Source organism: Shewanella sp. SW32 (genome assembly GCF_025653365.1).
In the GTDB taxonomy this organism is placed as follows: Bacteria; Pseudomonadota; Gammaproteobacteria; order Enterobacterales; family Shewanellaceae; genus Shewanella; species Shewanella oncorhynchi.
On record NZ_JAKKSJ010000032.1, the window covers coordinates 1 to 14760 of the forward strand.

The window sequence follows — 14760 nt, forward strand, 5'->3', positions numbered from 1 at the left end:
GAAAACCAGTTGCACTGGGTGCTGGATGTGAGTTTAGGTGAGGATGCGTGCCAGATATACCGTGGTAATGCAGCGACTAATCTTGCCACGATGCGACACTTTGGTTTGAATATGTTACGCGCTGAGAAGCGAAAAATGAGTATCAGAAGAAAGCAGCGTCAGGCATTGATGAATGAGGCTTATTTGGATGCGGTGCTTGAAGCCGGCATGAGTGTGGTTATTAAATGACCACTCGTAATCTCACCCTGAACTGTGGTGCGCGCGTAGCATCGGGCAACGTGAATAAAATAATATGCTGAGCTCCGCCTTCATCAACTAAACGTTTTAACCCATCACTTAAATTCTGACTCACATCTTTAACCTCACGATCATAATTCATAAAATCATTAAGGCCAATTTCAAGTGTAAATAACGTATTTGCAGGCTGGTAATTTTCAGCCTTTTTTAAATAATGAAAATAGGATTGTATTTGATGACCTAAACCTGGAATAATCTTATATTCATCAATACCTGCAGCCCCGCCAACAGACCAATTATACAGAGGAATATTCTGTGATTTAGCCAAATATTCCGGCCATACAAATCCATTAGAAAAATGACCTAAAAACCAAGAGTTAGGATTTGGAAATCGCCACTCAGAACCATTAAATAGATTTCCCGTATCAGACAAACTATCACCAAATGCGATAATTTTGTTAATTTTATTCCCTTGTTCCGCCTTATCTTGCGTCCAGATAGTCTGATTAAATGACAATTTTTCATTAGCAGCAAAGAAGGTAATGTCTGCGACTTCGTTGCTTGAAACCCCTAATGTATCGACACACCGTTGCATGATTTCATCTTGTGACGTCTCTGTATAAAACATATTTTTACCCGAAAGCTTATGTCTCCAAGCGCCTTGAATAGAATAATATTCATCACTGTCCTTTTGCTTTGCCCACCTATGTTCAGTTGCAGGATTATTATGCGTTTGATCTAATCGATACCAACAACGAATATAAGTATGACTGTGACCAGCTTCCAAATGGTTATCTGGACCATCTGTCTCATCTATATCATCTATCTCATCGATATCTGCAGATCTAAGCGTTTCCAATATGCTAGTTTGGCTCTCCATATCATCCCTAAACGTTTCATTAGCAGCCCAAGCAGCTGAAAAAGGTAGGGTTAATGAAAAAAATAATAAAGCCTTATTCATACATTTCCTTAACAAAAATAAAATCAACACACATAAATTGGCCATAAAATTAAAATTGAGAAACCTAGTAATTCAACAGACTAATAAGTTTTGTCACAGCCAATATCAGAATAAATATTAAGTATGGGAGAATAATGATAAAAAACTCAAAAAAATATTATAATTAGTATGTTGACACCTTAAACTGGTCCGATGAGGCGATATAAAATATCCTTACTACGGTTATTTATTTATATGAAGTGCTTAATCTTGTTTAACACTTGTGTAGTTCTACAAGTTTAGTAAGGAAAAAGATCAGGATCTAAAAACGCGGTGCTTCAAATGATGCCTATCAGATCTTTTCACCGGAGTAATTTGTATACAAGTTGTTATTTAAAATATGTTTTTGTGATAAAGCGCATTGATTAAACCGTATAGAGCGGGTTAAAGTGTGAGCACTCAGGAAAATGCAGGGCAAACTCGAACTCAATCATCGAGCACGCCATTTAGGGAAGAAGAAGCAAATCAGCAATATGCGCCCAAACTCTAAGCAGACAAGTCTGCCACCACTTTCCAAAATGATAAGTAAATTTTATTAGCGGTTTTGTCATCGGGTTAACTATTGACTCGCATTACTTCAGGGACGTAAATGACCGATTTCAGCAGCATTCTTTTATCCTACGGGATACTTCTGTCTGGCCTTCTTGTCACAGTGGGTGTGATGTATGTGTTGCTCAAACATCGCGATGCAACCGTCAAGCTGCCCGTTGATCGTGAGCAACTGACCCGTATCCCCGCCTATGGCTTACAAGAGCAAATCCATGATCTGCAATTAGATTTAATCGGCTGCATGATGATGGGACTATTGATTGTTTGCCTTCCATTTGCTGCCAGCAGCATCCAAGCGCATATCACAGCCGGAAAATTCCCTTGGTTGTTCGCCTTAACAGGTTTAATAGGAGTAATTTACTTCGGCATTAAAACCTGGAAACTCTTTTCCAAGCTCATCAAATTACGCCTCGGTCATACCGCTGAAATTGCCACAGCCAATGAGCTTATAGGCTTACAAGCCTTGGGTTATCAAGTGTTTCACGATGTCCAAGCCGACGGCTTTAACATCGACCATCTTGTGGTAGGCAAAAATGGCGTATTCGCCATTGAAACCAAAGGCCGCCATAAACGGAACAAAGACCTACTCCAAACCAATGGAACTGGTCCAGGCTCTGGTAAAAAAGGCTATCAAGTATTTTATAAAGACGGGCGCTTAAACTTCCCCTCGTGGACAGAAACCAAACCCATAGAACAGGCAGAACGGCAAAGCAAATGGGTCAGCCAATGGTTAACTAAAGCTACAGGGACACCAGTATCATCAACCCCAGTACTCGTATTCCCCGGCTGGTATGTCACCAGCCAGACCAAACCACCGTTCCCGATCGTTAACCACAAACAATTAGTCGGCACTATCCCAACACTCAAAACCCAAGCACTCAGCCAACAACAAGTCGAACAGATTATTTATCAAGTAGCACAAAGATGTTTGAGTAATAGTGAAGCAGGGAAATGATGATAAGGAGAAGGTATACACTGCATAAATAATTATGCACCAAAATAATTACCTCAAAAAATTACATACGAGTTATACAACGGGCTTTGTTTCCTAAAAGCACAAATAACTACAGAGTGCTTCCTGAGCGCCAGCATGGCGCTTAAAACCCTTGTTTCATCGTCAGTCGTTTATCTGTAATCAGAATATTATTTTGATTTAAACCCGAAAAACATTGGATTTCACTATTAGGAAACAAAGCCTATACAACGTCCAATTTAAACAGATAAAATCAAGATTACTACTCGTTAGGGGAAAAATGTGATAAGTAAAATATTTGGAAATAATTATAAAGCATTCGAAAGTTTTGAATTTGACCTAGCACCGATCACGGTTCTTCTAGGTGCAAATAGTTGTGGTAAAAGCGCACTCATAAACTTACTTTTAATGCTTTCTCAAACGGCTGACAACATTAACAATTCCGACTCTGCACTTAGACTTAATGGAAATAAAGTCGGAATGGGCGAGGCTCTAAATTTAATTAGAGGAAAAAACGAGAAAACGTCTATTGATATAGGATTTGAGTTTTCTAATAAAACTGAATTCGATACAACACAAGGCTTAACAACTGAAAGTATTATCGAGAGGTATTATTATTTATTTAGAACGGCAGAGCATATTTTTAGGCGCCAGAGAACAATAAAAAATAATAATGAATTTAACAATGAATACTTATCCAACATTGATAAATACATGTTCAAAATCGCAGATGGAAACAATGAAAAATACTATAACGAATTATACTCATCCCTGAGTGATTCCATAAAAAAATATAGAAAAATATCAACGAACCTTAGCATTGAAGACCAGAAAGATAGTTTCATAGATAGATTCAGTGAATCTGATTATTTTTTAAAAAATGTATCTTACGTCAGATTAAAGGAGTGGTTGTTAGAGCTTGAAAAACTAAAGCATGAGGAATTAAATCCTAAAGAAATATGTTACAAGTTCAAATATATTGATGCTATAGGTGAACTAGAAATATCTTCATTTAAAATAAAAAACTTAAATGAAAAAACAATAATTCACGTGATAAAAAAAGACGGTTTTAAACAGTTAGAGATAAAGTCAGATATTTTCAATGAGAAGACTCTCGCAATATCAGAACCATTAATAAGAAAAAACTTAAATTTTAAATCACTTTCACTAATAGATGCCAACCAAAAAACATTAAAAGAAAACCCTTATGCTGAAGGAGTTATAAATGTTATAAACAAAGTCACAAATGTACTAATTAGAGAGTTAAAAGAAACGAAAATCAACCATGTAAGTCCATTAAGAGCATTTCCGAGACGTTATTACCTACTCGAAAAATCAGCCCAACATACTTTTCTGAATGCTCTAGAGGGGACTGATTTAGCTGAAATACTTAAAAAAAGAGAAGATATAAAAAATAAAATAAATCTTCATTTGGCAGTATTTGACTTAGCAATTGATGTTGAAAAAGTTAATGACATTATACATAAAATAACAGTCACACAGGGTGCTGTTAACTTGGAGCTTACAGATGTAGGTTTTGGTATATCTCAAGTTATTCCAATTATTGTTCAAGCATACTTATGCCCTCCAGAATCTACAACAATTATCGAACAACCTGAAATTCATTTACACCCAAAAATGCAGGCCTGGCTTACAGATGCATTAGTAAAAATTGCTATTAATGAGAATAAAAAATTCATTATTGAGACTCATAGTGAATCTATAATTAGGCGATTACGACTTAGACTTGTTGATACAAAGTCAAATCTCGAGCTTCAACATTTAAAAATATACCACCTTGAAAGAAACTCGCATACATGTACAACAACAATCAATGAAGTTGCTCTAACTGAGTATGGAGACATCGAGTGGCCAAAAGGATTTATGGATATAGAAATAGAAGACACAATAAAAATACAAGCTTATAAAGCTAGTTTAAAATCTTTAAAATAATAAGGAGGAGGGAGATATGAGTATAGCTTACTGTTTATGTCCATCATTCGTGGGAAAGAACATAGTAGAACCTGATTCCTTTACAGATATTTTCATTGGTTGCTTTATTAACACAAAAGATCAAATTGTTATTGATTCAAATGGACACCTATGGAATGAATATCTAAACTCAGTCAAAGATGACTGTAACTCATTCCAGCTCTTCAAAGTTTGGGAACACCAACTTAAATCAAATAAAAATGAAGGTAAATTACTAGTATCTCATGTAAAACCTAACATTATAAATGAGGAGTGTTTGTATGAGTCTGCCGAAAAAGCCATAACAACAAACATGAAATATATAGTTGTAAACGATAACAATTCAATGAGACAATTCATATCAAGAATAAAGAATCAAAGAATCAAATTACTCAATAAAAATAACTTCAAAAGTTTAAAAACAGAGACTGCAATGAAAGAATTTTGCTTTAATAAAGCAATTTCTGACATCAACTGGTGTCTTTCTCGATTAGTAAGAAACAAGCTTAAAAAGTCAGAAAATGAATGCAACGATTACATTAGAGATCTTTTATCTGCAAAAGATTATGAAATAAGGGATCAAGCAAGAGAAGGCATATCCTCCACTGGAAAAGATAAAGGTTCTTTAGATATTATAATTGAGGAAGGTGGAAGTTTAGTTTCCATTATAGAAACTATGATTCTAACATCTCTTAACACTGAATACATTATAACCCATTACAATAAACTACTACACAACTATAATCCAACTGGGATTCCTCATACTTTTCTAGTTACATTCTATAAAGGTAAAGATTTTTCAGCTTGGTGGAGTCGATATAGTAATTATATTACACAACTCGACCCTAAAAATTTAGCTAGTGGTGATAGAACAGTTTTAAATCCAATCGTCGAACAATCTACTATTTATCGTTCACAAAAAAGTTTTTTGCAAACAGGTACGATAAGTGGGGCGTTTTTTTCATGCTTACATATAGCAATTGACCTATCTAACTAAAATTTTAGGTGATTTTAGACAAATATTGAGGTAACGCCTCGAATTTTATAGCTAAATAAATCGGAGAATGTCAGGACAGGCATAACTCTGTACTCAACCGTTACACCTAAACAGGCATTGTTGCACCAGTGGCCCTCTAAACAGAGAGCTATCTTGCCAAGCACCAACAGGCCAATTTTAGTGCTGATAGACTCAAGGGCGAGCTAAATTAAGCACTTGCATGTAAGTGACCGTTGGCGGCATGGATGCCGCCGTCGAGCCCTCAGGGATGAGTTAATGGCGTGTCACTGGAATGTAAGTGCTTAATCATTGGGACTAGGTCATAGAACCTTTAAAATAAATAGCCAAAATAAATAGCCATCCATAATAAATCAATAACATAACCTACTTTTGGCTTGCCTACGTCTGTACAGGCAAAAATTGCTTAAACGAGAACCATCAAACGTGGCAAGGAGTGCATCTGAGATAATAAATTGAGCTAATTCGTTCAAAAATGGCGTATTTCAGACATGGAAAATCATCCCATTGAGCTTGGAAGGTGATTTCTATTGGAGTGATATCAAGTAGCAATCAGTTAATGCTGAAGTGCTGGCAGCTTGTCGCAAAATGCCGTCGTCTCTTTTCTAAGTGCTCGCAGTAATCGGTCAGTTCTTGCAGCGTTCCCACTGGGCCATGAAATAACTCGATTTAAAGTGGGTGGCATGATTCCACACCACTATTGGGATTTATGATGGGTGGACAATTTAACTAAAGTAGAAAGTTGTGATTGGGGTGATAAGATACTGGGTGATGCTCTTTCTATTCTAAGAGGTAAAATATTGTGAAAATGAGATATCAAGAAGGTGATATTTTTATTATTCCTACAGAGGGTAAATTTGCCATCTGCCAAATTGTTTTTGCCCCAAAAGGGAAGTTTAAGCAAGCCATAGGTTTCTGCGTCCTATTTGTACAGGATAATAAAGTTTTTAAAAGTGATGACGTACTTCGCCCTCTTCCTATCATGGATATGGGGAAAGAAATGAAAGTTATATTTACTGGGAATCAAAATGTAAAAAATGGTTCTTGGGAGATAATTGGACATACAGACCTGACCGAAGATAAAGACGAGTTAAGGATCTTTAATTACGCAGGAGGACTATATAAGGGAGAGGAAGAAATTAAACGAATCCCTGTCTCTGAGTATAATAACTATACCTTAATGGAGGTGTATGGTTTCGAGCTTGTTAATCGCTTATTGGCAAGCCTGTAACACCTCCGTTTTATCAGCCAGCGTCTTGTATTTGGGAAATGTCAGAACAAGCATAACTCTGTACTAAACCGTTACACCAGAACAGGCATTGTTGCACCAGTGACCTTTCTAACACATGGGAGCCTACAAGGACGCTAATATTTAAATCTTAGGCGGCATGTCACAGGTGTAGCTCATACAAGAGCGTCAAGAGCATGCAGAATCCTGCGGCAGGCAACAAAAAAGCGACCTTTCGGTCGCTTTTTGATGCTTCAAATTCGCTGAAGCCAACTACACCATAATTGCGTTGCTGGCGAAGCTAATGCAAGGCGGATTGAAAGCTTTCGCGCGGAGTTGACTCCTGTCAATGAGCACGAAAGCTGAGATTCAACGCCGCAGTAGCTAGCCTAAGCAGCAATTATTACTCGTAGTCTGATAATGGTGCACACGAACACATCAAGTTACGGTCGCCGTAAACATCATCAATACGATTCACAGTTGGCCAGAACTTGTTGGTGCGTACTGCTGCACTTGGGAACACGGCCACTTCGCGGCTGTATGGACGCGTATCGAACTCTGGGTCCATGATATCGGCCATAGTGTGCGGTGCGTTGTGCAGCGGGTTGTTGTCCGCTGGCCATTCGCCCGATTCCACTTTGGCGATTTCAGCGCGGATTGACACCATAGCGTCGATGAAACGATCGAGTTCCACCTTAGATTCAGATTCCGTCGGCTCAATCATCAGAGTTCCCGCAACAGGGAAGCTCATGGTTGGTGCGTGGAAACCGTAGTCATTCAAACGCTTAGCGATATCCATTTCGGTCACGCCTGAGGCTTCTTTCAGTGGACGTAGGTCGATAATACATTCATGCGCGACGCGATCATTACGGCCACGGAACAATACTGGGTAGTGTTCAGACAGCTTCTTCATCACGTAGTTAGCGTTTAACAGCGCAGTTTGGGTCGACTTTTTCAGGCCTTTTGAACCAAGCAGCTTAATGTACATCCAGCTGATCGGCAGAATGCCAGCGCTACCGTAAGGTGCGGCTGATACGGCGCCATTGTTGTCGCTCACTCGGCCCGGTTTAACCACAACGTGACCCGCAACGAATGGGGCTAAGTGTGATTTCACGCCGATTGGGCCCATACCTGGACCACCGCCGCCGTGTGGAATAGCGAAGGTTTTATGCAAGTTAAGGTGTGATACGTCGGCACCGATAAAGCCAGGAGACGTTAAACCGACCTGAGCGTTCATGTTAGCGCCGTCTAAGTACACTTGACCGCCGTGCTGATGCACTATGTTGCAGATTTCGCGGATAGATTCTTCATACACACCGTGGGTCGATGGGTAAGTGATCATGATGCAAGACAGGTTTTCAGCCACTTCGGCAGCTTTAGTCTTCAGATCTTCTAAATCGACGTTACCTTGCTTATCACACGCCGTCACCACCACTTGCATACCGGCTAATTGTGCCGATGCAGGGTTAGTACCGTGGGCAGATTGCGGGATCAAACAGATGTTTCTGTGCGCATCGCCACGTGACTCATGGTATTTCTTGATGGCCAACAAGCCAGCGTATTCACCTTGAGCGCCAGAGTTAGGTTGGATACACACAGCGTCATAGCCTGTAATGTTCACTAACCAAGTCGACAACTCTTCAATCAACTGAGTAAAGCCTTTGGCTTGATCCAGTGGGCTGAATGGGTGCATGTTGGCAAATTCTGGCCAGCTCACTGGGAGCATTTCAACCGCTGCGTTTAACTTCATGGTGCAAGAGCCCAGTGAAATCATCGAGTAGTTAAGTGCTAAGTCTTTGCTTTCAAGACGTTTGATATAACGCATCATCTCGGTTTCGCTTTGATAGCGATTGAAGGTTGGGTGGCTTAAAATCGCATCTTGGCGCACGAGTGCCGCCGGAATCGATTGGCTACCTTGGCTCACGATTTGCGCGTCTAACGCAGCAACATCTAAACCATGGCCGGCACCTAAGATCACATCGAACAGGGCTTCGATATCTGTGCGTAATGTGGTTTCGTCTAAGCTCACGCCCACAATACCATCGGCATCGAAACGTAGATTCATTTCAGCAGCCAGTGCGCGTGCATTGACGGCAGCAACATCTAAGCCTTTGATGCTAACAGTATCAAACCAAGTGTTGTTGACTAAGTTAACGCCCTTCGCTTTTAAGCCTGCCGCTAAAATATCGGCGAAACGGTGAATGCGTGATGCGATAGTTTTCAGGCCATCTGGGCCGTGGAATACGGCGTAGAAAGACGCCATATTCGCTAACAGAATTTGTGCAGTACAAATGTTTGAGTTGGCTTTTTCGCGGCGGATATGTTGCTCACGAGTTTGCATTGCCATACGCAGTGCGCGGTTACCACGGGCGTCTTTTGACACACCAATGATACGGCCAGGCATAGAACGTTTGTGTTCGTCACGGGCAACGAAGAAGGCCGCGTGTGGACCACCAAAACCCATTGGCACGCCAAAACGCTGGGCACTACCGAATACCACATCGGCGCCCATAGCGCCCGGTGATTTCAGTAATACCAAGGACATAATGTCGGCGGCGACAGTCACAACCACATTCTTCGCACGCAGAGTTGCGAATAATTCGCTGAAGTCAGTGATTTGACCAAAACGGTTAGTATATTGGAACAAAGCACCAAACAGCTCATGGTTAACGGCCTCAGATGCAGGGCCAACCACCACTTCAAAACCAAAACACTCAGCGCGGGTTTTCACTACGTCTAAGGTTTGCGGGAACACATCATCGGCAACGAAGAAGATATTGGCTTTTTTCGCTTTAGAAACGCGCTTTGCCAGCGCCATCGCTTCGGCAGCAGCAGTTGCTTCATCTAACAAAGAAGCAGAAGCCAAATCTAAACCCGTTAAGTCCATCGACACTTGTTGGAAATTTAGAATGGCTTCTAAACGGCCTTGGGCGATTTCTGGCTGATATGGCGTATAAGCCGTGTACCAACCTGGGTTTTCAAATACGTTACGCAGGATCACGTTTGGCACTTGAGTGCCGTAGTAACCCATGCCGATATAGCTCTTAAATACTTGGTTTTGTTTCGCTAAACCACGAATGTAAGCAATGCCTTCGGCTTCGCCGCAGGAATCACCAATGCTCAGATCTTGGCTTAAACGGATCGACTCAGGCACAATTTGCGCGGTCAGATCGTCCAGAGACTCAGCACCAACATAGTTCAGCATGGCTTGCTGTTGGCTGCTATCTGGGCCGATATGACGACGTAGGAATAAATCGTGCTGTTCTAACTGAGTGAGGGTTTGCTTGGTCATGATAAACCTTGTTCCAGATTTGCCGAAATTCAGAACTGTAGGGTACTGATTAACGGACTGTTGTTATGTCAATCTTGCGCTAAAACAAACGAAGCCCCTTAGGGCTTCGTTAGCGTCGACGATTATTCTTCGTCGATGACAGCTTGGTAGCCTTCAGCATCCAGCAGAGCGTCGACTTCTGATTCGTCAGAAGGCATTACGCGGAAGAACCAGCCTTCGCCGTAAGCACTGCTGTTAACGAGTTCTGGCGAATCTTCCAGAGCTTCGTTCACGGCAATCACTTCGCCAGAAATGGGGGCATAAATGTCAGACGCCGCTTTTACTGATTCAGCTACAGCACAGTCTTCACCCGCAGTCACAGTGTCGCCAACTTCTGGGAGTTCAACGAAAACCATGTCACCTAACAGCTCTTGGGCGTGCTCAGTGATACCTACTGTGTAGCTACCGTCTTCTTCCTTGCGGATCCATTCGTGTGAAGAGGCGTATTTCAGTTCTGTCGGAATATTGCTCATTGTTCTTGTTCCTTGTTCCGTTTTTTTAAAATGCTTGTTTACCGTTGCGCACAAAGTTTGGCGCCACTACTCTAACAGCCACACGTTTTTTACGCATTTCGACTTCCGCAGTATCCCCAATCGAGCTAGGAACACGTGCCATCGCAATAGAATAGCCCAATGTTGGCGAGAAAGTCCCGCTGGTGATCACGCCTTGTTGCTCTACACCGGCAGCGTCGGTGAAAAATACTGGCATATCATGGCGTAACACGCCCTTTTCTTCCATCACTAGACCAACAAGTTTGCTGGTTCCGGCATCGCGAAGTGTTTCTAGGGCTTTACGGCCGATGAAGTCACGGTCGTTTGGTTCCCATGCAATAGTCCAGCCCATGTTGGCGGCCAATGGGTTGATGGTTTCGTCCATGTCTAAACCGTAAAGGTTCATACCAGCTTCGAGACGCAGCGTGTCACGGGCACCGAGACCACAAGGTTTAACCCCTTGATCTAACAATGCTTGCCACAAGGCTTGGGCTTCATCTTCTGGGACGATAATTTCGTAGCCCGCTTCGCCTGTGTAACCCGTAGTCGCAATAAACAGTGAGCCTGCTTGCTTACCGAAGAAAGGTTTCATGCCTTCGATGGCGGCGTTTTGCTCGGCACTGAACACGGCAGCGGCTTTCGCTTTTGCGTTAGGACCTTGAACGGCAATCATCGCCAGCTCAGGACGCTCAGTCACAGTGACATCAAAACCTTGGGATTGCTTGGCGATCCAAGCGAGATCTTTTTCGCGGGTCGCTGAGTTCACTACCACGCGGTAGTTTGTGTCAGTGAGGTAATAAGTGATGAGGTCGTCGATGATACCGGCATTGTCATCTAACATGCCGCTGTATAAGGCTTTACCTGGCACTTTAAGTCTAGCCACATCGTTCGCCAGCAACTTACGTAGAAATGCACCAGCGTCGCTACCTATCACATCAACCACAGTCATGTGGGATACGTCGAACATACCCGCGTCTTGACGCACAGCGTTGTGTTCTTCGATTTGTGAACCATAGTTGAGGGGCATATCCCAACCGTGGAAGTCGACCATCTTAGCGTTTGATTCTAAGTGCTTGTTAAACAGAATAGTTTTGTTAGCCATTGTTATCCCTTTTTGCGGCCTTTTTCAGGTCTCTGCCTAGTGTAGGGTGTAGATACTAGGGTCTAAAATGCGGCGAAATTATACCTTGCGTCACAAATTTGTATACAGGAGATTTTTCTAATCCGAAGTCATTGTCATTAGATTTTCTCATCTTCAACATGTAATTTTTTTACATGCGAAGGCCAGATTTGCGCAGCTTGCAGTCAAATTGCTGATATTGTCAGCAATTCTGATCACATTAGCGCAACCTAGGCTAACGACATAACTTAGGCAGTGCCGACTTATTGCCCATGGCCTGTTGTATGAACACTGTTTTCAGCCCAGCGACATTATCAACCAGATTTAATCCCAGATCGCGAATTGCCTTTTTGACTGGGTTTGAACCTTCGAATAGGCGTTTAAAGCCCTCCATCGCCGCGATCATCTCCATTGCATCGGCTTTGCGCCAACGTTCAAGTGCACGCAGCTGCGCATAATCGCCGATATCTTTACCCGCTTGCTGTAATTCGCTGATCACTTCGATAATGCTGGCCGCATCTAAAAAGCCGAGGTTCACCCCTTGGCCAGCCAGCGGATGAATAGTATGGGCTGCATCACCTGCTAACACTAAACGGTGGCGGGCAAAATGGCGGGCGTAGCGCATCCGTAATGGAAAGGCTTGGCGCTCGCTTTCCAGCTTGCAAATCCCTAAACGACCGTCGAAAGCCGCGGTTAAGTTGCGCTCGAATTGCACTTTATCCATTGCCAATAATTCAGTGGCGCGCTCGGGCGGCACCGACCAGACGATAGAGCAGAGATTGTCTTCATACAGAGGTAAAAATGCTAGCGAGCCGTCCTGCAAAAACACTTGGCGGGCGGTGGCAAGGTGTGGCATTTCGGTACGAATAGTTGCGACGATTGCGTGGTGGCCGTAATCCCAGAATGTCAGCGGGATCTTGCATTGCTCGCGCACCCAAGAGTTGGCGCCATCGGCGGCTATCACAAGTGCAGCACTGACACTTTCTATTTCAGAATCGACGCCATTGGCAAGGGTCAACCAAGCTTCGCGCTCACCAAAAGCAATGCGCTCTAAGCGTTGGTTTTGAATATGGGTGATATTGTCAAACTCACTGGCGCGTTTGGCGAGGGCAAAGCTAATGGCATCGTTTTCGATAATCGCGCCGAGACTGGTTTCGCTGATGCTGTTGGCATCAAAGGCAATTTTACCGAAACCGTCTTTATCCCACACCGCCATTTTTTGATAAGGCGTGGCGCGGGAAGTGTCTAAATAACTCCATGCCCCTAAGTTTTCTAACAAGCGCTGGCTCGCCTTATTGATGGCGCTCACCCGTAAACGCGGCTCGCCGCTCACGGCCTCGGTTTGGCCCGCATCGATAACGACGACATTCAGATCGGCCTGCGCCAATCCAATCGCGGTGGCGAGTCCCACCATGCCGCCACCCACAATGGCGATGTCATAGGCTTGTGAACTTAACATGGGTACATCCTTTTCGCGTTGCGATACCAGTAAATTACTGAGTTATTTCCAGCCCATTGCCTTTTGAGCGACGGGGGTTTTCAGTGGCGGAAACCAAGACAAGAGCCGCAATCCTAAGTTACGCCCCAGCGCCATCGGCCAATATTGGTTTGAAAAGCCACGAACTAAAAATTCGATATTTCGGATAGTGCTGTTTCTGTCGTGCTCGCGGGCATTAAGGTACGCATGGGTCACAGCGGCGGAGCCGATATCTTCGCACTGTGCTAGCGCCGTTTGGATCACCTCGAGCAAACTCACCACATCCCTCAACCCTAAGTTAAATCCTTGCCCCGCAATCGGATGCAGTGTCTGCGCCGCATTGCCGATAAACACACATCTGTGATGAATTGGCCTTGGCATATAGGACAAATTAAGCGGATATGCATGGCGCGCGCTGACATCAATAAACGTGCCCGCACGATAACCAAAGGCCTGTTGAAGCGCCGCTAAAAACTCGGCCTTAGGCGCGGTTTGCATCTGTTTAGCCCGTACATCATCGAGCGCCCACACGAGAGAAAAGCGAGGTTGACCTTGAATATCGGCCATAGGCAATAACGCTAAGGGACCCGTTTGGGTAAAGCGCTCATAGGCCCAATGTTTGTGAGGCCTATTGGTTGGCAAATCGGCGGTTTGAATATTGGCAATAATGGCCGTTTGTTCGAAGGCCACCTGGGTCACGGGCAAATTAAAACTGCTGCGCACTTTGGATTGCAAACCATCGGCGGCGACCACAAGTTTGGCTTTAATTCGCTCACCCGTATCGAGCACTAAGGTGTGACCTTCAACGGCGGCTTCTACTTGGGCAAGCTTGGCGGGGCAATAGAGTTTGACATTACTCTTATTCAACTCGTTAAACAGCACTTGACCAACTCGTTCAAGCTCAACCACTTGGCCTAGGGCATCTAAATGAAACTGCGCCGCATTGAGTTCTGTCATGCCAAAGTGACCGCGATCCGACACATGGATATTTTCAATCGCCGTGCCCAAATGGGCGAGCTTTTGCCATAAACCTAAACGGGATAATTCGAAAATAGAACCGTGGGCGATAGCAATAGAGCGGGCATCGAACCCGGGGTGTTGCTTATCGGGAAGGTGCGCTTCGATTAAGGCGATAGAAAGTGGCCGAGGTGCGGATAAAGAAAGACGCGCGAGAGCTAACGCTAGGGTCGCCCCCGCCATCGCACCGCCTACAATCGCGATGTCGACGTGTTGAACTGAAGTATCCATGTGATTTGTGGCCGTCATGGGGATCTCATTCAAGCTTTGGCATAACACTAAGGCATGTAAACATAAAAGATGTAAACATCAATGCTATGCACTCAAAAACACCAGTGCTATAGACTCAAA

Annotated in this window: 11 protein-coding genes and 1 pseudogene; 5 read left to right on the forward strand and 7 right to left on the reverse strand. The window is 43.4% G+C overall.

The genetic code is table 11. From position 1 onward, the window contains the following. A partial coding sequence (locus tag L5M28_RS17735) for a transposase (RefSeq protein ID WP_411569183.1) occupies window positions 1-228 on the forward strand: 228 nt, incomplete at its 5' end. On the opposite strand, the gene L5M28_RS17740 is transcribed toward L5M28_RS17735, so the two are convergent. Then, window positions 221-1198 carry an SGNH/GDSL hydrolase family protein gene (locus L5M28_RS17740; RefSeq protein ID WP_317630023.1) on the reverse strand — a complete coding sequence of 326 codons (978 nt, stop codon included), beginning with the start codon at window positions 1196-1198 and terminating at the stop codon, window positions 221-223. The genes L5M28_RS17735 and L5M28_RS17740 overlap by 8 nt on opposite strands. Before the next feature lie 628 nt (window positions 1199-1826). Between L5M28_RS17740 and L5M28_RS17745 the strand changes: the two genes are divergently transcribed. From L5M28_RS17745 to L5M28_RS17755, 3 genes are all read left to right on the forward strand, one after another. Further along, window positions 1827-2741 carry a nuclease-related domain-containing protein gene (locus tag L5M28_RS17745; RefSeq protein WP_263204095.1) on the forward strand — a complete coding sequence of 305 codons (915 nt, stop codon included), beginning with the start codon at window positions 1827-1829 and terminating at the stop codon, window positions 2739-2741. Between the two features lie 300 nt (window positions 2742-3041). Then, window positions 3042-4712: an AAA family ATPase gene (locus L5M28_RS17750; protein WP_263204096.1), complete on the forward strand. Its 1671-nt coding sequence runs from the start codon at window positions 3042-3044 to the stop codon at window positions 4710-4712. A 16-nt stretch (window positions 4713-4728) separates the two neighbouring features. Continuing rightward, on the forward strand, window positions 4729-5727 hold the full coding sequence (locus tag L5M28_RS17755) for a hypothetical protein (protein WP_263204097.1): 999 nt from the start codon (window positions 4729-4731) through the stop codon (window positions 5725-5727). 570 nt (window positions 5728-6297) lie between these two features. Here L5M28_RS17755 and L5M28_RS17760 read toward each other — a convergent pair. Then, window positions 6298-6411, reverse strand: a pseudogene (locus L5M28_RS17760) (transposase); the annotation flags it as partial. A 142-nt stretch (window positions 6412-6553) separates the two neighbouring features. Between L5M28_RS17760 and L5M28_RS17765 the strand changes: the two are divergent. Then, window positions 6554-6976 carry an immunity 26/phosphotriesterase HocA family protein gene (locus tag L5M28_RS17765; protein ID WP_263204112.1) on the forward strand — a complete coding sequence of 141 codons (423 nt, stop codon included), beginning with the start codon at window positions 6554-6556 and terminating at the stop codon, window positions 6974-6976. A 400-nt stretch (window positions 6977-7376) separates the two neighbouring features. On the opposite strand, the gene gcvP is transcribed toward L5M28_RS17765, so the two are convergent. The 5 genes from gcvP to ubiH all read right to left on the reverse strand — a co-directional run bounded on the left by gcvP (window position 7377) and on the right by ubiH (window position 14658). After that, entirely contained in the window at window positions 7377-10265 is a 2889-nt protein-coding gene (gcvP, locus tag L5M28_RS17770; RefSeq protein ID WP_173496726.1) for an aminomethyl-transferring glycine dehydrogenase, read from the reverse strand. Between the two features lie 122 nt (window positions 10266-10387). After that, window positions 10388-10777, reverse strand: coding sequence for a glycine cleavage system protein GcvH (gcvH, locus tag L5M28_RS17775; protein WP_011845766.1), 390 nt, complete (start codon window positions 10775-10777; stop codon window positions 10388-10390). Window positions 10778-10802: 25 nt separating this feature from the next. Next, entirely contained in the window at window positions 10803-11897 is a 1095-nt protein-coding gene (gene gcvT / locus L5M28_RS17780) for a glycine cleavage system aminomethyltransferase GcvT (protein ID WP_263163559.1), read from the reverse strand. A 253-nt stretch (window positions 11898-12150) separates the two neighbouring features. Further along, the gene (locus L5M28_RS17785; RefSeq protein ID WP_263204098.1) at window positions 12151-13374 is read right to left on the reverse strand and encodes an FAD-dependent oxidoreductase; all 1224 of its coding nucleotides are present in this window, start codon (window positions 13372-13374) and stop codon (window positions 12151-12153) included. Between the two features lie 42 nt (window positions 13375-13416). Beyond that, on the reverse strand, window positions 13417-14658 hold the full coding sequence (ubiH, locus tag L5M28_RS17790; RefSeq protein WP_263204099.1) for a 2-octaprenyl-6-methoxyphenyl hydroxylase: 1242 nt from the start codon (window positions 14656-14658) through the stop codon (window positions 13417-13419). Window positions 14659-14760: the final 102 nt, after the last annotated feature.

Excerpts from the sequence above, each read along its gene's own strand:
- L5M28_RS17740 (WP_317630023.1), bottom strand. The coding sequence starts at position 1,198 with ATGAATAAGGCTTTATTATTTTTTTCATTAACCCTACCTTTTTCAGCT.
- L5M28_RS17745 (WP_263204095.1), top strand. The coding sequence starts at position 1,827 with ATGACCGATTTCAGCAGCATTCTTTTATCCTACGGGATACTTCTGTCT.
- L5M28_RS17755 (WP_263204097.1), top strand. The coding sequence starts at position 4,729 with ATGAGTATAGCTTACTGTTTATGTCCATCATTCGTGGGAAAGAACATA.
- L5M28_RS17765 (WP_263204112.1), top strand. The coding sequence starts at position 6,554 with ATGAGATATCAAGAAGGTGATATTTTTATTATTCCTACAGAGGGTAAA.
- gcvP (WP_173496726.1), bottom strand. The coding sequence starts at position 10,265 with ATGACCAAGCAAACCCTCACTCAGTTAGAACAGCACGATTTATTCCTA.
- gcvH (WP_011845766.1), bottom strand. The coding sequence starts at position 10,777 with ATGAGCAATATTCCGACAGAACTGAAATACGCCTCTTCACACGAATGG.
- gcvT (WP_263163559.1), bottom strand. The coding sequence starts at position 11,897 with ATGGCTAACAAAACTATTCTGTTTAACAAGCACTTAGAATCAAACGCT.
- L5M28_RS17785 (WP_263204098.1), bottom strand. The coding sequence starts at position 13,374 with ATGTTAAGTTCACAAGCCTATGACATCGCCATTGTGGGTGGCGGCATG.
- ubiH (WP_263204099.1), bottom strand. The coding sequence starts at position 14,658 with ATGACGGCCACAAATCACATGGATACTTCAGTTCAACACGTCGACATC.